Annotated in this window: 16 protein-coding genes and 1 other RNA gene; 12 read left to right on the top strand and 5 right to left on the bottom strand. The window is 52.1% G+C overall.

The window, feature by feature from the left end:
* The first annotated feature begins 5 nt into the window (after positions 1-5).
* The 7 genes from OQ371_RS23155 to trmD all read left to right on the top strand — a co-directional run bounded on the left by OQ371_RS23155 (position 6) and on the right by trmD (position 6782).
* Positions 6-1004 (top strand): Smr/MutS family protein, encoded by a 999-nt coding sequence (locus OQ371_RS23155; RefSeq protein WP_265990708.1) that lies wholly within the window; start codon positions 6-8, stop codon positions 1002-1004.
* Between the two features lie 16 nt (positions 1005-1020).
* Positions 1021-2421 carry a DUF4403 family protein gene (locus tag OQ371_RS23150; RefSeq protein WP_265990706.1) on the top strand — a complete coding sequence of 467 codons (1401 nt, stop codon included), beginning with the start codon at positions 1021-1023 and terminating at the stop codon, positions 2419-2421.
* Positions 2422-2545: 124 nt separating this feature from the next.
* An RNA gene (gene rnpB / locus OQ371_RS23145) (RNase P RNA component class A) lies at positions 2546-2995 on the top strand.
* 101 nt (positions 2996-3096) lie between these two features.
* The gene (locus OQ371_RS23140) at positions 3097-4638 is read left to right on the top strand and encodes an OmpA family protein (RefSeq protein ID WP_265990705.1); all 1542 of its coding nucleotides are present in this window, start codon (positions 3097-3099) and stop codon (positions 4636-4638) included.
* Positions 4639-4865: 227 nt separating this feature from the next.
* On the top strand, positions 4866-5411 hold the full coding sequence (locus tag OQ371_RS23135; protein WP_265990704.1) for a 30S ribosomal protein S16: 546 nt from the start codon (positions 4866-4868) through the stop codon (positions 5409-5411).
* 122 nt (positions 5412-5533) lie between these two features.
* Positions 5534-6118: a ribosome maturation factor RimM gene (gene rimM, locus OQ371_RS23130; protein WP_265990702.1), complete on the top strand. Its 585-nt coding sequence runs from the start codon at positions 5534-5536 to the stop codon at positions 6116-6118.
* Positions 6108-6782, top strand: a complete 675-nt coding sequence (gene trmD, locus OQ371_RS23125) for a tRNA (guanosine(37)-N1)-methyltransferase TrmD (protein ID WP_265990701.1) — start codon at positions 6108-6110, stop codon at positions 6780-6782. Before rimM ends, trmD begins: the two co-directional genes overlap by 11 nt.
* Before the next feature lie 15 nt (positions 6783-6797).
* Here the strand turns inward: trmD and OQ371_RS23120 are convergent, their stop codons facing one another.
* From OQ371_RS23120 to OQ371_RS23110, 3 genes are all read right to left on the bottom strand, one after another.
* The gene (locus OQ371_RS23120) at positions 6798-8990 is read right to left on the bottom strand and encodes a transglycosylase domain-containing protein (RefSeq protein WP_265990700.1); all 2193 of its coding nucleotides are present in this window, start codon (positions 8988-8990) and stop codon (positions 6798-6800) included.
* Between the two features lie 62 nt (positions 8991-9052).
* The gene (locus OQ371_RS23115; protein WP_265990699.1) at positions 9053-9502 is read right to left on the bottom strand and encodes a GNAT family N-acetyltransferase; all 450 of its coding nucleotides are present in this window, start codon (positions 9500-9502) and stop codon (positions 9053-9055) included.
* Between the two features lie 32 nt (positions 9503-9534).
* A complete protein-coding gene (locus tag OQ371_RS23110) occupies positions 9535-10575 on the bottom strand; it encodes an RluA family pseudouridine synthase (protein ID WP_265990697.1) in 1041 nt (346 codons plus the stop codon).
* Positions 10576-10716: 141 nt separating this feature from the next.
* Between OQ371_RS23110 and OQ371_RS23105 the strand changes: the two genes are divergently transcribed.
* The 5 genes from OQ371_RS23105 (at position 10717) to OQ371_RS23085 (ending at position 14830) form a co-directional block, all read left to right on the top strand.
* Complete coding sequence (locus OQ371_RS23105; RefSeq protein WP_265990696.1) at positions 10717-11187, top strand: hypothetical protein; 471 nt, start codon at positions 10717-10719, stop codon at positions 11185-11187.
* 6 nt (positions 11188-11193) lie between these two features.
* Positions 11194-12081 (top strand): 1-aminocyclopropane-1-carboxylate deaminase/D-cysteine desulfhydrase, encoded by an 888-nt coding sequence (locus OQ371_RS23100; RefSeq protein WP_310586594.1) that lies wholly within the window; start codon positions 11194-11196, stop codon positions 12079-12081.
* 111 nt (positions 12082-12192) lie between these two features.
* Positions 12193-12957 carry a methionyl-tRNA formyltransferase gene (locus OQ371_RS23095; protein ID WP_265990695.1) on the top strand — a complete coding sequence of 255 codons (765 nt, stop codon included), beginning with the start codon at positions 12193-12195 and terminating at the stop codon, positions 12955-12957.
* Positions 12957-13817: a polysaccharide deacetylase family protein gene (locus tag OQ371_RS23090; RefSeq protein WP_265990694.1), complete on the top strand. Its 861-nt coding sequence runs from the start codon at positions 12957-12959 to the stop codon at positions 13815-13817. The genes OQ371_RS23095 and OQ371_RS23090 overlap by 1 nt, the downstream gene beginning before the upstream one ends.
* A gap of 20 nt (positions 13818-13837) precedes the next feature.
* On the top strand, positions 13838-14830 hold the full coding sequence (locus OQ371_RS23085) for an aldo/keto reductase (RefSeq protein WP_265990693.1): 993 nt from the start codon (positions 13838-13840) through the stop codon (positions 14828-14830).
* 45 nt (positions 14831-14875) lie between these two features.
* Here OQ371_RS23085 and OQ371_RS23080 read toward each other — a convergent pair whose 3' ends face one another.
* Positions 14876-15427, bottom strand: coding sequence for a cupin domain-containing protein (locus tag OQ371_RS23080; RefSeq protein WP_265990692.1), 552 nt, complete (start codon positions 15425-15427; stop codon positions 14876-14878).
* An 89-nt stretch (positions 15428-15516) separates the two neighbouring features.
* Positions 15517-16356, bottom strand: a complete 840-nt coding sequence (locus OQ371_RS23075; RefSeq protein WP_265990691.1) for a ThuA domain-containing protein — start codon at positions 16354-16356, stop codon at positions 15517-15519.
* Between the last annotated feature and the right edge of the window lie 52 nt (positions 16357-16408).

Below are 16408 nucleotides of genomic sequence, written 5' to 3'. Positions count from 1 at the left end.
TACATATGAATATCGGAGATAAAGTACGAATGCTGCGGGCGAAGGAACAGGGAATCGTAACCCGGTTTCTGCCCGGTAATCAAGTAGAAATTGAAATTGAAGACGGGTTTCGGATACCCGTCCTGCGTTCGGAGATCGTGGTGGTGTCGCCAATGGAGGCCACCCGCTTCAAGCCCGAACCGATCGTTGATCCAAAAAAACCGGCCAAACCCGAAATTGTCGGTCATGTCGGTTTTTACCTGGCGTTTGTCCCGCTGAGCGAACGCGGGAGTGTCAAAGAACTGGAGGTTTTCCTGGTGAACAACACGGATTGGGACCTTCCGTTTACGATCGGTGAAGAACGGGAAGCGCGCTATACCGGCCTGCATTCGGAAGTGCTGAAAGCGCGGTCTTTCACGCGTCTGGGCCAACGGTATTCGCTGTCGACCTTCGAAAACTGGCCGACTTTTCTAATTCAGGCAATCTGGCACCGGCGGGGTGCAATGACCTTGCGGCCACCGCTGGTGAAACGGATCAAGTGCCGGGCGCAGACGTTTCAGTCCCACAGCGGTCCGGTTCCGGTGGTGAACCAGCCGGGGCACCTGTATCAACTGGACGTGGAGGACACCGTTCGGGAAGAGCCCGCCAAGCCCAAAGCGGAGAAACCCGTGAATGCCACGGCACTTCGGGAAAGCTTAATGGGTATGACCGATAAAACGCAGCCAACCCCGGTTGAGCGGCCGTCGGCGGAGGTGGATCTGCACATCGAGAAACTTTTGCCCACCGGCTTTGGAGGTCGGACCAGCGCAGATCTGCTTCAGATTCAACTTCAGGCGTTTGAGAAAAATCTGGAAAATGCCATTGCCAGCGGAATGGACGACATCACCTTTATCCACGGGGTGGGCAACGGGGTTTTGCGCAATGAACTGCACCGGCGGCTGGGCAAAAATCCGAACGTTGCTTATTTTGAAGATGCCCAGAAGGAAAAATTTGGTTATGGCGCGACCAAGGTTAAGATCAAATAAAAATATTTTCACTACATTGACCCCATTCCGATGCCTGTTGCTGGCCCTGCTGCTGGTTCAGGCATGTAAACCCACGGCCACGACCAATCCGAAGGCCCCGAAAGCGGCCTATCAGGTAACTAAGATGGAAGTACAGAACGACAAATTCTTATCCACAGTAAACGTTCCTCTATCCATTGCGCTGGCCGATGTCGAGCGTCAGATCAATAGTCAGGTAAACGGGCTGATTTACGAAGACAACAGCCTGACCGACAATGACAACGATCTGTTTATGACCAAGGTTTGGAAACGGGCTCCCATCCATGTTACCGCTCAGGACAGTCTTTTTCACTTTCAGGTTCCCCTGAAAATCTGGGCCAAAGCCGGTGTGAAAGTGCTGGGCTTTACGCAGTTTCAGGAGACGGAATTCGAAATGAACCTGCGGTTTGCCACGCGTTTTTCCATCGCTAAAGACTGGACGGCCCAGACCCAGACCACCGCTGAAGGGTACGAATGGGTGAAGAAACCCGCCCTGAGGATTGCCGGTATCGAAATTCCGGTGGCGAGTATTGTGGGCCGTCAGATCGACAAAAATCTGGGTAAAATCAGCAAGGCGCTGGATGAGCAGGTTCAAAAGCAGGTCGACCTGCGAACGCCGGTCCTGAAAGCCTGGAACACCATTCGGCAGCCGTATCTGGTTTCCGAAAAATACCGTACCTGGCTGCTGGTGGTGCCCAAACGGATTCTGATTACCCCCTTTCGGTTTGAAAAAGGGGCCATCCGCTCCACAATTGGAATCGAAGCCTACACGCTGACCCAAACCGGGGCCAAACCCGAGGTGAAGCCGGCGGTTGCCGTTCCGGAGCTGGTCGTCTCCAGGTCCATTCCCGATCAGTTCCGCATTGGTTTGCTGAGCGAAGCCACGTACGGGGAAGCCGCCCGACTTGTTGCCGAAGAGTTTGTGGGCCAATCGTACGAGTTTCGTGACGGTCGCTACAAGATTACCATCGCCGGAATTGATCTGTACGGACAGAACAACACCCTGATTGTCAAAGCCGATCTGAAAGGTAGCCTGAACGGAACGGTTTACCTGCGGGGACAGCCGTATTACGACGCTCAGGCCCGGACCATTTCGCTGCGGGATTTGCATTATGATCTGGACACAAAAAATATTCTGTATCGAACGGCGAATTGGTTATTGCAAGGTAGTTTTGCGCGCACGTTGGAGAAACAGCTAACAATTCCGGTGGGGGATCAGATCGACGAAGCGCGAAAATCGCTTCAGGAACGATTAACGAACAATCAGATAACAAAAGGAGTTGTTATCAACGGCAAACTTGAACAAGTTACGCCCGATCAGGTTTACTTGACACGGGAGTCGATGCTGGCGGTGGTTTATGCGTCCGGAAAAATCAATTTAAAGGTCGAAGGATTGTAGTTAGCCCCCGTTTACCTATTTTTTTAGACAACAGGCTCGAAAAATTTGCAGTTTTTCGGTACCAGGTTTTTAAAGAACCTAAGTATTTATAGATTTGCGGTAATCACGGAATGGCAACCAAAGCGAAGTAAATTGTCTTATCGCTCCGGAACGGATAATCGAACCGGGGAGGAAAGTCCGGACAGCGTAGAGTACCATACTTCCTAACGGGAAGGCAGCGAAGAGGAGACGCCCGGCGTCGTACGACCCGCTGACAGAAAGTGCCGCAGAAAATATACCGCCGCAGGCCGTTGGATAAACAGTTTGCGGTAAGGGTGAAAAGGTAGGGTAAGAGCCTACCGCCCGGCTGGTGACAGACGGGGCAGGGTAAACCTTATGGGCTGAAAGATCAAATAGGCATCGGAATGGGGGCGACTCGTTCCTGTAGTTTCGGCGAAAGCCGCAACGACGCCGGTGCGGGTAGATCGATAGAGTTTCGGAGTGATCCGGAATCGAGATAAATGATAAGAGTCTGAAAAGCTGGCTTCGGCCATCGGATCGGAAACAGAATCCGGCTTATAGATTTACTTCGCGGAGGCTGCCGCTAAAGGAATAGTTTAAAAACGGTTTGCCGAACCGGCGGCCGACCGGGCGATTGTTCAACGTAAAAGGCTTATGAATTAAACCTGAGTTCTCATGAAGAAAATTTCCATTTTCGCTTCTCTGACGCTTCTGTTACTAACGCAGGCCGTCGGGTATGCCCAAACTGACACCACCACCACCACTAGTTCCTCGTCTGGAACATCGACCCGTAACCGGTCTTACGAGGGCGACTACAAGATGAACACCTGGTCAGTGACCGTCACACCCGCGCTTACGCGTTTCTTTGGCGACCTGGATAATTACGGTATCTACAAAGCTTTTCCGGAAAGAGGGCCCCGTTCAAAGGTAACTGGCGCCGTGGGCGTGTCCATCAATAAACAATTAACTCACCTTTTTGGTGCTTCAGCGGAGTTTAACATCGGTTCGCTGCGTGGCTCGAAACAGGCGCTTTACAATGCCTGGTTCCGTTCTAACTTCCTGCAGGGAACATTGAACGCCAATGTTAACATGAAATCTCTTCTGTTCGGAACCCGCAAGCTGAAACGCTGGAAATGGGATATTCAGGCAGGAGCTGGTCTGATGTGGTTTGATACCCGGGTGTATGACCTGACGACCGACCAGATGATTCGTTACTCCAATGACCGGCGCGACTACAGCTCGGTTACGCAGGGACGCTGGGAAGCCGACGGATCGGTGTACACCCGCGAATTTGTGTTCCCAATTGGTACGGCGCTGCACTACGAACTGACGCCCCGTCTGGATCTGGGTCTTGATGTTACCCTCTACAATGTCAACACCGAGAAATTGGATATGACGGTCGGTGGAGTTGACAACTCGAAAGCCAACAACGTATACGGTTGGAGACGCGGAAATTCAGGGCTGGATAAGTGGTCACGGCTTGGTCTGTCGATTACCTACAAAATCGGCAAGAGCGCGGTGAAAGTCGGCAAAGACGGTGTTTACGATCCGGCGAAAGGCCGCTACCACCTGCGTTGGGCCGATCCGAAAGATCTGATCAAAGAACCGTATAACCCGACGATGAACGATGCGGATTCAATCGCCAAAGCGAACATGCCGAAGCCGGTTGATCCTCGTCTGTACACCGACTCGGACAACGACGGTGTTGCTGACCTGTTTGATAAAGAAGCCAACACCCCTGCGGGTAGTGTAGTTTCGGGTGCCGGGGTCGCCATGAACCTCGACAGCATCATCAGCTCGATTCTGCGCGGCAAATTCGCTCCTGAGTGCGAAGCCCTGTTCAGCAATATCGAATTTGATACCGACAAAGCAACGATTCGTCCGGCTTCTCAGGAAATCATGCGGAAAGTGATTGAACTGTTGAACGTAAAAACCAACTGCGGTATCATCCTGGTTGGTCACGCCGACCACCGGGCCTCCTACGGTTACAACCTACAGTTGTCGAAACGTCGGGTGGATGCCGCTAAACGCTTCCTGACCCGCGCTGGTTTAACTGACCCGAGTCGGGTAACGGTTGAATACTACGGTGAGTACCGGCCAATTGCGCCGAACACCACCGGCGACAATCTACAGCGAAACCGTCGGGTAGAAATCAAAATCGTTCCGATGAACATGCTCCGGTCGCCGTACCAGTCTGGTCAGCGTTTCGACCGATAAGGAAGACCTTCCTGCTCAAAACCCCGGCCTACGTCGGGGTTTTGTTGTTTTATGGGTACGGGGTCGGAAGGTTACTGAAAGCCGATAAAAAACGTCCTGAAAGCGGTTTTACTTGGGGTATGATGACGATTCTTTCTAAAAATATTTGTACCTTTGCCCCCTAATTCCATTGAAGGGCGGTTTACAACACCGTAGGCCGGGGCCTTCACGTAAAACAAACCAATAAAATGGCAGTTAAAATCCGTTTATCGCGTCGGGGACGCAAAAAACTGGCTATTTACGACATCGTAATAGCCGATGCCAGAGCACCACGGGATGGTCGCTTTATTGAAAAGATCGGTTCGTACAACCCAAACACGGATCCCTCAACGGTGGTGCTGAAAAACGACCGCGCTGTGGAGTGGCTGTTGAATGGAGCACAACCGACTGATACGGCCCGCTCAATCCTGTCGCACGAAGGTATCATGCTGAAAAAACACCTGCAGGTAGGTGTTCTCAAAGGTGCCATCACGCAGGAGCAGGCCGATACCAAGTTTGAAGACTGGAAACAAGGTAAAGAAGGCCGTAAGCAGGGAACTGCCGATGCTAAAACGCAGCAACAGACCGCGGCCAAACAAGCCCGTCTGGATGCTGAGAAGAAAGTAAACGAAGCGCGTGCTCAGGCGATTGCGAAGAAAAACACGGTTGAAGAACCTGTTGCTGAAGCACCCGCCGAAGAAGCGGCTGAAGCGCCAGAAGCCCCAGCTACTGAAGAAGGCGAAGCGCAGGAGTAATCCGTTTGTAACGGCTTGAATGAACAACTGATGGGGGTTTGTTTCTCGAAACAGATTACTGTCAGTTGTTCTTTTATACGGATCTGTCCCGAAGAAACTGCGGGATGTAAAAAGAGAGAATCGTGACGAAAGACGACTGCTTCCAGCTTGGAAAAATAACGAAAACGCACGGCGTACAGGGGGAATTGGTTTTCTTCCTAGATGTCGATTCGCCGGAGCTGTACGAAACGATGGACTCGGTTCTGATCGAGGTAAAAGGCGATCTGGTGCCTTATTTTATTGAATCCATCTCCGTTAACCGTAATCGGGGCATTGTGGCGCTGGAAGGCGTTGAAACGATTGAAGAAGCGCAGAAGCTGGTCAATTGCGACTTGTATCTGCCGCTGGATAACCTGGACGAACTGGAAGAAGGCCAATTTTACTTTCACGACATTGTCGGCTATCAGGTGCGGGATGAAAACCTCGGCGATCTGGGAACGGTCCGGACGGTTTACAATGTTCCGCCCCAGGACCTGATTGCGATGGATTATCAGGGTAAGGAGATCCTGATTCCGATCAATGACGAGCTGACCCCCTCAGCGGATAAAGAACAGCGAATTCTGCACGTTCGGCTGCCGGATGGTCTGATCGATGTTTACCTGAACGAACCATCGGCCAAGTCCGGGAAGGATACGGACGAAGACGACGAAGCACTTGATGAGGATTGATATTTTAACCTGCCTGCCCCGGCTGCTGGACAGCTTTTTTGGGCATTCCATTTTACAACGGGCGCAGCAGGGCGGTTTTGTGGAGGTGGTTGTTCACGATTTGCGCGATTATTCGCTCGACAAACACCGCCGGGTGGATGATTACGCGTTTGGCGGTGGGGCCGGGATGGTCATGTCCATCGAGCCGATCGCCCGGTGTATTCGCGCGTTGCAAGCCGAACGGACCTACGATGAGGTGATTTATGTTACCCCGGACGGCGAACAGTTTAATCAGCGAACGGCCAACCGGCTTTCGCTGGCTCAGAACCTGATTATTCTCTGCGGCCACTACAAAGGCGTTGATGAGCGGGTGCGGGAAATCTTCGTTACAAAAGAAATCAGCGTGGGCGACTACGTTTTATCCGGGGGCGAGTTGCCCGCGGCCATTATATCCGACGCCATCATTCGGTTGTTACCGGGTGTGCTGAACGACGAAACTTCCGCCTTAACGGATTCTTTTCAGGACGATCTGCTGGCTCCACCGGTCTATACCCGTCCGGCAGAATTCGAAGGGCACACTGTGCCCGAAATCCTTTTGTCGGGCCACGAAGCCAAAATCAACGAATGGCGATTTGAGAAGGCACTGGAACGAACCCGCCAGCGACGGCCGGATTTGCTGCCCTGACGGGTTCGTTTCGGCTTATTGAGTGGAACTTTCTTCCTGCTGCTCCCGCTCACGACGGCGTTGCTCGCGTCGTTCCCGGCGCAATTGACGGCGGCTCTTGGGCACCGAATCGGTTTGAATGACCGCGCCGTTGGCGGGTTCCTGCTGGGGCGATACCACCTCCGGTTCTCCCCGATCCCGCCCAAAGACGCGCCGGAAGAAATCATTGATGCCGTTGACCCCGTCTTCCGTTTGATCACCATCTGGCGCCATCAGCGAATCGATCTCGATGGAATCCACCGGCGCAATTTCCTGCCGCAGGCCCTCACGAAGCCGGACCCCGTAAAAACCGTAAGCCGTCGTGTCGTAAGGCGTTAAACCGCGGGAGGCCATGATGCGGCCAATCAGCCTGAAATAACCGCGCACATACGTTTTCACTGACCCATCGGGGTAAAAACGGCTGAGCGTTAGTTTCGGCGACGGAACAACGTATGAAAGCAGAATACTCTCACCAATGGACAGGTTGGACGGTCTTTTGGCAAAATAATACCGGGAGGCTTCCCCGATTCCGTAAATATTGCGACCCCATTCGATGAAGTTGAGGTAGATCTCGTACATCCGTTCTTTGCTGATGATGCGCTGGTTTTCAATCAACCACACAATCAGGATTTCTTCCACTTTCCGGGATAATGTTTTATTCCGGTTCAGGAAGGCATTCTTTACAAACTGCATTGAGATGGTACTGGCCCCCCGCGTAAATTTCTTGGTTTTGAAATTGGTCGCGATTGACATTCGAAACGCTTTTTCGTTAAAGCCGTGGTGCGTGAAAAAGTTGTAATCTTCGGCCGTCAGCACGGCGTTGCGCAGGTTGGAGGAGATTGAGTTGAGCGGAGTGAAATCCGGATTCGCCGGGCCAACCATGAACTTGCGTACCAGCTTATCTTTCTCGTACACCTCGTGTTCAAACGGCTGATTGACCCGGCTGAAATCTTCCTTGCCAAATTTCAGAATTTTGAATCCATCGGGGGTCAATCCCGAATAAAACCGTACCGAATCGGGCAGGGAACTGTCCAGGTGCAGCCCCATATCATATTTCAGTGTTCCAGCCACTTTCATGCCCTCCAGCGACTCGAACAGCCCCTGCGGAAACGAATCGAACAGATCCTGGGCCACGAGTGGATCGGTATGCAGCTGAACCTCGTAAATTTTGTCGGGTGAAAGCGTGTATTTGACAAACGGCCGCGCCTTAACTTTGCCCAGATAAATTGTCGAGGAGCTATCGATACCGACGTAATTTTCGCCCACAAACACGTTGGCATCCATGGCCGCGTTGGGCACCAGCACCTCGCTCAGGGCCACCGCCGGGTGATTGATGCGCAGGTTCCGGACAGCTCCGGTTCCTTCAATCTTGAATTCTCCCCCCGAACTGGCAACGTCCCGCAGTTCGGCGCGGAGGGTATCGGCCTGAAGTTTAAGCTTAAAACGATCTTCCAGATACGGTAATTCGAGCGGCTTACCGTCGGCGTACAGCGAAACGTTGGCTTCCTGATCGGAGGCATCCACTGTACCCGTCAGGTGCCAGACCGACTCGTCGCCGTTCACGAGGATGGTCGAAGTCAGTTCTTCGTCGTCGATGATGGCGGTTTCGGTCAGGAAGCGAAGTTGCCGTTCGTTGTCGGTCAGGCGAAGTTCCAGGTTCTGGATATTCATGTTGTCCGGAATCTTCGCCAGCAGGTTATCAACCAGATTTTCGGCCACCACCGACAGGTCCACCCGCCGGCTGCTGCTTTCGGTTGGTTCGGAGGCAGCGGTGGAATCTTTTTTCTGCGATTTCGTGAGAAAATCGACGTTCGTGGTGCTGTCGCGCCGGACTACGTGGGCCAGGCCGTTTTGCAAGGTGAGCGACGAAACCGCCACCCGGCCCACAAACAGGGGCCAGATGCTGACGCCGACCTCCGTTTTTTCAACCCGAAACAGGCTGTCCCGGTCTTGTGGCACGATCGCAACGTCGGAAAAAGCAACTGTCGACAGGCCGGTAAACCGGGCGTTTCCGATGGTAACAGTCAGGCCGTAGTCCCGTTTGGCTTTGCGGATGGCTCGTTCGAGACCTTCTTTCAACAGGGCTTCCCGTTTGGTATAAGCAATACCGGCACCGATGCCACCCAGCACCACGATTCCCAGTAAGACCCAGCCTGCAATAATCAGTATTCGTTTTTTGTCGACTTGCATTGATTGTATCCCATAAAGTGTCCGAAAAACCGGCACTTTCGTAGTGAGGTGCGAATTTAAGGCTATTTATCAAAATCCAGGTGGCAATTCCACCATTCCGTATCGAAGCGGGTACCAAACTGTTTGTAAAAGTTGATGGCGGGCTCGTTCCAGTCGAGCACCTGCCACATCATCCCGGTACAGTTGGTTTGGTGAGCTTCTTCAATGGTGGCATTAAACAATGCCTTTCCCAATCCCCGACCCCGATAGGCCTCCTTCACGATAATGTCCTCCAGATACAGCCGCTTGCCTTTCCAGGTCGAATACCGGAAATAATATAACGACATGGCTACGATCTTGTTTTCGAGTTCGGCCACGAGTACGCCGTAAAGTGGCTGCTCGCCGAAACCGTCTTTCAGCATCTGCTCGGGGGTATTGGTGACTTCGTGGGGCGCTTTTTCGTATAAAGCCAGTTCCTGAACCAGTTCAAACAACTGCGGAACATCGGTAGGGACACCTTTACGGATGATCATGGGTACGCTATTTATCGTTTTTGGTAATTGGTTTACCGGTTATCCAGGTAGTTTTCCCATTTCGTCAAAACCGCCCGGAAATCGTCCGGAAATTCCGAGTCGAACTGGAGCCACTGCCGGGTGCGCGGGTGCTCGAAGCCGAGCGACTTGGCGTGCAGCGCCTGACGGGGAATGAGGGCAAAACAATTCTGGACAAAAGACTTGTAGGAGCCCACGGAATTGCCGCGCAGGATACGGTCACCGCCATACGTGGCGTCGTTGAAAAGCGGGTGACCCAGGTACTGCATGTGCGCCCGGATCTGGTGCGTCCGGCCGGTTTCGAGCTTGCATTCCACCAGTGAAACGTAGTGAAGCGGCTTTAACACCGTGTAATGCGTAACGGCGTGTTTACCCTGGCTGCCATCGGGAAAAACCGCCTGTACCTTACGGTCGCGGAGGCTGCGGCCAATGTTGCCCCGGATGGTTCCGGCAGCTTCCTTGGGTTCTCCCCAGACGAGCGCGTTGTAAGTTCGCTCGATGGTGTGTTCGAAAAACTGCCGGGCCAGGTGCGTCATGGCGAATTCCGTTTTGGCGATCACCATCAGACCCGAGGTGTCTTTATCAATGCGGTGCACCAGACCCGGGCGAATGGCGCCGTTGCGCGAGGTGGGCAGGTTCTGGAAGTGATACACCAGCGCGTTGACCAGCGTACCCGACCAGTTGCTGTAGGCCGGATGCACCACCATGCCCGCCGGTTTGTTCAACACCAGCAGTTCATCGTCTTCGTAAACAATGTTAAGCGGAATATTTTCCGGCAAAATATCGGTTTCGCGGGGCGGGTGGGGGAGCGAAACCGAGATGATATCCCGCGGTTTGATTTTGTAACTGGCCTTGACGGGCTTTCCGTTTACCTTAACGGATTCCGTATCAATGGCGTTCTGAACCTTCGTGCGCGTTGCGTTCGGTAACCGTTCGGTCAGAAAGCGGTCGATGCGCATCAGATTTTGACCGGGATCAACGCTGATGCGGTAATGTTCGTAAAGTTCGTCTTCATCCGGGTCCGCCAGCACGGGTTCCTCGTCTGGCAGATCCATATGCTCAGGTGGTAACATCTTGCAAAAGTACCAAGAATTGGAGGTTTTTAGCGAACGGTCACCCGTTTTTGTCAAAATATTGGTAGATCATGCTTATTTTTGTATAGTAAAATGACCTCTGTAACTGTACTACCTGAAAGTATGAAAAACTATATCCTACCAAGCCGGTGGCCGGGGAAGGCTGCCCATGTCAAAAAGAGTTTTCTTGTATCCGCCCTGCTGCTGTCCCTGAGTAGTTGCGAAACCGAGCAGATCGCAAAGCCGATACTCGTGGATTTCGACGGCACGTATACGGTCCAGGAAGCTAAATCCGATGACAACTACCTGCTGATTCTGCACAAGAAGGAAGATAAGTCTAATACACTGCTGATTGAAAATCTGGCAAATCTGGTAAAAAGCCCGCTCGAAGCCAGAACGTCCGGCAACCGATTGATCATTGGCGAGCAGACCTTCACCAACACCCTCGGGGCGCGATACACCATCTTGGGCGATGGTAAAATCGTGGACAACGTGCTGACGCTGCACTACAAAATTAAGGGCTATAACGGATACAACGGAGCCGTTTACGCCAAAAAGCAGGTAGCTGGTACTAATCAGATGAGTGGGAAATAACGCATTGTGACGCACTTGCTGACGGTTTCAACACCCTCTTCACTCCAGTTTTTGCCCGATCCGTTTCCAGAGCCCGTACCGATTCGGTTGTATCTGAAACGGGATGACGAACTGCACCCGGCCATTTCCGGTAACAAGTGGCGGAAACTCAAGTATAATCTGGCCGAAGCCCGGCGTTTGCACCAGCAGAGCCTGCTGACGTACGGGGGAGCCTGGTCGAACCACATTTACGCCGTGGCGGCCGCCGGAAAAGAGTTTGGCTTTTCGACCATTGGCGTCATCCGGGGGGAAGATCACCGCGAGCGCGACACCCCAACGCTGGCATTTGCCCGCCAGCAGGGGATGCACCTTCATTTTATTACCCGGCAGCAATACCGAAACCGGACAGACCCGGTTTTTCAGCAGGAACTTCAGCACCGGTTTGGCATTTATTATGAATTGCCGGAAGGGGGCACCAACGAACTGGCCATTCGGGGAACGGCCGAAATCATTCCTGAAATTCTGGAGCAACTGGGTCGACGACCGGATGCGGTTTGTTGCCCCGTCGGCACGGGCGGTACGCTGGCCGGTCTGGAACGTGCGGCACCGGAGGGCGTCAGCGTGCTGGGCTTTCCGGCCCTGAAACGGTTTATTTCCAGTGACCACCCGGGCGCTCAACTCATAACCGACTACCATTTTGGCGGTTATGCCAAAACAACCCCCGACTTATTGACTTTCATCCGTACTTTTGAGCAGCGAACCGGCGTCCGGATCGAGCAGGTCTATACCGGCAAGATGCTATACGGCATTTATGACCTAGCCCGGCACGGCTTTTTTCGGCCCGATGCCACCGTTGTTGCCGTTCATACGGGCGGTTTGCAGGGCCGAAGCGCTTCTTTGGATGCGAATGATTGAAGTAGATACTCATCTTCGCAGGTACTATAAAAGGGCATAAGCAACCTGAAAAGTACATCCGTACCGAGAACCGTAAAAATTAGTAATATTGAACCCGCAAGCAAAATCAGCATGAGAATTGTATTTATTACGCAGGACGATCCTTTTTATCTGGCAAAAAATCTGGATTACTTACTAAAGAAAATGCCGCCCTATGCCAAGGTAGTAGGAACCGTCGTGGCGGATGTATCGCCGTTTGGGAAAAAGGAAACGATGACCGAGAAAGCCAAAAAAACCTACGACATCTTTGGCTTGCCTTTTTTCATACGCTACGGTCTGAAGTTCGTCACTTCGAAAATGAGTAAACAGAACAGTGTAAAATATGTGCTGGAACAGCATCAAATTCCACTGATTCATCTGGAAAGCAACATTAACAAACCGGATAGTTTAGACAAGATTCGGGCCTATAAGCCCGATTTACTGATTTCCATTGCCGGAAACCAGATTTTCAAGCGGCCCCTGCTTGACCTGGCTCCGCTGGGCTGCCTGAACCTGCACACGGCCTTGCTGCCCAAATACCGCGGACTGATGCCGTCGTTCTGGGTAATGCGCTACAACGAAAAATACACGGGCGTTTCGGTGTTTTTTGTTGATGAGGGGATCGACAGCGGCCCGATTCTGGTGCAGAAGAAAGTGGAAATCGGCAACCGTTCGCAGGCGGAACTGATCGAGTATACCAAACAACTCGGCATGGATTGCATCATCGAATGCATCGAGAAAATCCACGCCGGTAATTACGAACTAATTGAAAACGATGCGTCGCAGATGACGTACTTCTCATTTCCGACGCGCGAGGATGTGAAAGCCTTTCTGGCCGCCGGAAAGCGCTTCTATTGATGAATATTCTAACATTTGATATTGAAGAGTGGTTTCACCTGCTCGACAATCCGTCGACCAAAACCGAGCAGGACTGGGGGAAGTACGAATCCCGCATTCACCACAACATGGACCGGATTTTCCAGTTGCTGGACGAAACCAACTCCCGCGCTACGTTCTTCTGCCTGGGTTGGGTGGCCCGGAAATACCCCGAGGTAATTCGGCGGATCGACGAAGCCGGGTACGAAGTAGCCACGCACTCGGATCTGCACCAACTCGCCTACGAGCAATCCCCGTCCGAATACCGCGCCGATCTGGAACGGTCAATCAAATCGTTGCAGGACGTGACGGGTAAAAAAGTCCGGTCGTACCGCGCCCCGGGCTTTTCGATCAAAGAACAAAACCGTTGGGTGTTTCCCACGTTAGTAGAGTTAGGGGTTGAAATCGACTGCTCCATGTTTCCGGCCCGGCGGGCGCACGGGGGCGATTCGTCATTCGGAATTGCCGAGCCCTGTTACATCGACGTAAACGGGACATTGTTGAAAGAATTTCCGATCAATACCGTCGGGATGCTGGGCAAAGACATGATTTTTTCGGGTGGGGGCTATTTTCGGCTCTTTCCCTTGCCGGTACTGCGGTATTTCATGCAGAAATCGCCCTACGTGATGACGTATTTTCACCCCCGGGATTTCGACCCTGGTCAGCCGATGGTGCCGGGATTAAGCCGGGTGCGTCAGTTCAAATCGTACTACGGTCTGGGCGGCTGCTGGGGGAAGTTGAAGCAATTGCTGCTGGATTATGAGTTCGTTGATCTGGTCGAAGCCGAAAAACGCATTGATTGGTCGGGCAGTCAGGTTCAGCGGTTTAAAGTGACTGTATAACCATACCTAACAGAGTAAAAATGGACTATCGCAAACTAGGAGAGTCGGAGGTAACGGTTTCGGCCATTGCGTTTGGCGCGTGGGCAGCCGGGGGCTGGATGTGGGGCGGAACCGAGCGCAAAGATGCCGTAGAAGCCATCCGGGCGTCGTACGACCAGGGCGTAACCTCGATTGACACCGCCCCGATTTACGGGCAGGGAACCAGCGAAGAAATTGTGGGAGAAGCCATCAAAGACCTGCCGCGCGACCGGGTGCAGATTCTGACCAAGTACGGTATGCGCTGGGATCTGGCGAAAGGAACGCTGGCCTTCCCCAGCAAGGACAACGCGGGCAATGCCATTGACGTTTATAAATACGCCGGTAAGGAAAGCATCATTCAGGAGTGCGAAGACAGTCTGAAGCGCCTGGGAACCGACTACATCGACCTTTATCAGATTCACTGGCCGGACGTAACCACGCCGATTTCGGAGACGATGGAAGCCGTGGAACGCTTGATAGCGCAGGGGAAAGTGCGGGCGGCTGGGGTATCCAATTACAGCCTGGAACAGGTAAAAGAAGCCGAGCAAACGCTGAAACTGGCATCGAATCAGGTTCCGTACAGCATGGTTAAGCGCGACATTGAAGCGGATCTGGTACCTTATTGTCTCGAAAACCATAAATCCATTCTGGCGTATAGCCCGATGGAGCGCGGTTTGCTGACGGGAAAAATCAAACCCGGTCACCAGTTTGCCGAAGGGGACCACCGGGCGACATACAAAGCCTTCAAGGACGGTAATATTGAGCGGGTGTGGGCCTTCCTGGAAAAAATTAAGCCGATCGCCGAGCAAAAGCAGGTTTCGCTGGGGCAACTGGTCATCCGCTGGACCATCGACCAGCCCGGCATCACCGTTGCTCTGGTGGGCGCCCGCAACGCCGAGCAGGCGGTGCAGAATGCCAAAGCCATTGACGTTCGGCTAACGGCTGAAGAAATGACGTTTATCAACCAGCAGCTGGAAACGGTGCAGTTGGTGTAACACCTAGCACAGAAAACAAAAAAAGCCCCGCCGGGGCTTTTTTTGTTAATCCAGGTACTTCCTATAATACGGTTTGTAGCCCATCAGACGGGCCACCGGTGTCAGAAAGAAAAAAATGACCCGTTGAACCGGGTAGGGTGGTTGGGCGAGCCGGAATACATGATTGTAATGCGTCATCATCAACGCTACCTGCAGCAGGTTCGGAATCCCGTCTTTATTCGTCTTGCCGTCGTTGACCAGCCCGGCGTTTAATTCCAGCAAATGTTCGGTGTCGAGGGCCGGTATGGTACGCCAGCAAACCACTGTTTTATCCTTGGTGGCGTTCCACATGGCGTGGACGGTATTCTTCGTAATATGGATTAGATCGCCGGGCTTAAAAATCTGTAACTTGCCGTTTGAGCGTACGGACAATTCGCCTTGTAACACGTCAAAAAATTCATCCTGGTGGGGATGATAATGCGGAAATGGTTCTTTTGAACCGGGTTCATACGTGGTAATCAATTCAAGGAGCTCCCCTTTTGTATCTTCCTTGGTTTTTATAAATTGAATAAGTTGCCCGGTTTTTGGGTTATAAATTTCTTTTCCTTGACGTGCCATCTCGTGTAGTTCCGTTGACGGCAAAATAGAAATTGATAAATCAAATTTCCAGCTATTGTTACTTTATGGTTTCTATCTTTATGGAACGGCTAGTTTTTTCCGCGGCCCAGCCACAAAAGTCCTTCCAGGATAAGCTTATTCTGCGTTTCGTTATCGAAGGTAAACGATAATTCTTTGTTTGTTTTATTGTCGTAATCTATATCGTTATGACCCATGTTGATATAGAGCATCCGGTACTTTTTATTGGTCCAGACAACTGGATAATAACCGCTGTGCCAGATCTCGTGTAGCTTCGGCCCGGTTCCGAGCGGAAAGCTGGTCGAATCGATAGATAAAAGAATTTTTATATCCGGATTCGCCTTCAGATCGTACGTCCAGCGGTACCATTCATTGGGTGATGATTTAAATGTAACGGGCAGGTGCTTTGTCGCGGGATGCGAACGGTCTTCTACCCGAAGAATGGCGGATGTAGGTCGCCAGGTGTTGCTTTTATAGGAGCCAGCTCCCAAAAACTGGTTGTGATACCAGTCCCAATTCTGCGGATAGGCGGATGGTGTCAGCGCAAAAGCCGCAAAGTGGAAGCCCATCCAGGCCCCTCCATGCTCCATATAGTGCTGAAAAGCATCCCGTTGTTCGGAGGCTTCGGGCCGGGTATCCAGAAAGATAACTACCTGATAGTTTTTAAGAAACGCAGCGTTGAGCTTGCTCCAGTCGGAAGTAGAATCGTACGTGAAGTTATGCTGGTCGGCCATTTTTGGAAACCACCGGTTCGCTTCGTGAACGTAACTGATGTGGGCTTTGTCGTTCTTTCCCGTATAAAACGCAATTACGTTAAAATGACCCGCTCGATGTTGGGACTGGCTACTGAAAGCCAGTAGAAAGAGGGTGAAAAAGTTGAGAAGGAATTTATTTTTAATAAAGTAAAGCATATTTAAGATTAGATCGTTTGAGCAAAGGTGAATTTAGTGTGCATATTGATCG

The organism is Larkinella insperata, assembly GCF_026248825.1.
GTDB lineage: Bacteria > Bacteroidota > Bacteroidia > Cytophagales > Spirosomataceae > Larkinella > Larkinella insperata.
Note: the sequence above shows the minus strand (reverse complement) of the source record. Positions and strands in the feature narration are given on the sequence as shown.

What these genes read in the sequence shown, in the direction of transcription:
- OQ371_RS23155 (WP_265990708.1), top strand. Translation starts at nt 6, where the DNA reads ATGAATATCGGAGATAAAGTACGAATGCTGCGGGCGAAGGAACAGGGA.
- OQ371_RS23140 (WP_265990705.1), top strand. Translation starts at nt 3,097, where the DNA reads ATGAAGAAAATTTCCATTTTCGCTTCTCTGACGCTTCTGTTACTAACG.
- OQ371_RS23135 (WP_265990704.1), top strand. Translation starts at nt 4,866, where the DNA reads ATGGCAGTTAAAATCCGTTTATCGCGTCGGGGACGCAAAAAACTGGCT.
- trmD (WP_265990701.1), top strand. Translation starts at nt 6,108, where the DNA reads ATGAGGATTGATATTTTAACCTGCCTGCCCCGGCTGCTGGACAGCTTT.
- OQ371_RS23120 (WP_265990700.1), bottom strand. Translation starts at nt 8,990, where the DNA reads ATGCAAGTCGACAAAAAACGAATACTGATTATTGCAGGCTGGGTCTTA.
- OQ371_RS23115 (WP_265990699.1), bottom strand. Translation starts at nt 9,502, where the DNA reads ATGATCATCCGTAAAGGTGTCCCTACCGATGTTCCGCAGTTGTTTGAA.
- OQ371_RS23110 (WP_265990697.1), bottom strand. Translation starts at nt 10,575, where the DNA reads ATGGATCTGCCAGACGAGGAACCCGTGCTGGCGGACCCGGATGAAGAC.
- OQ371_RS23105 (WP_265990696.1), top strand. Translation starts at nt 10,717, where the DNA reads ATGAAAAACTATATCCTACCAAGCCGGTGGCCGGGGAAGGCTGCCCAT.
- OQ371_RS23095 (WP_265990695.1), top strand. Translation starts at nt 12,193, where the DNA reads ATGAGAATTGTATTTATTACGCAGGACGATCCTTTTTATCTGGCAAAA.
- OQ371_RS23090 (WP_265990694.1), top strand. Translation starts at nt 12,957, where the DNA reads ATGAATATTCTAACATTTGATATTGAAGAGTGGTTTCACCTGCTCGAC.
- OQ371_RS23085 (WP_265990693.1), top strand. Translation starts at nt 13,838, where the DNA reads ATGGACTATCGCAAACTAGGAGAGTCGGAGGTAACGGTTTCGGCCATT.
- OQ371_RS23080 (WP_265990692.1), bottom strand. Translation starts at nt 15,427, where the DNA reads ATGGCACGTCAAGGAAAAGAAATTTATAACCCAAAAACCGGGCAACTT.
- OQ371_RS23075 (WP_265990691.1), bottom strand. Translation starts at nt 16,356, where the DNA reads ATGCTTTACTTTATTAAAAATAAATTCCTTCTCAACTTTTTCACCCTC.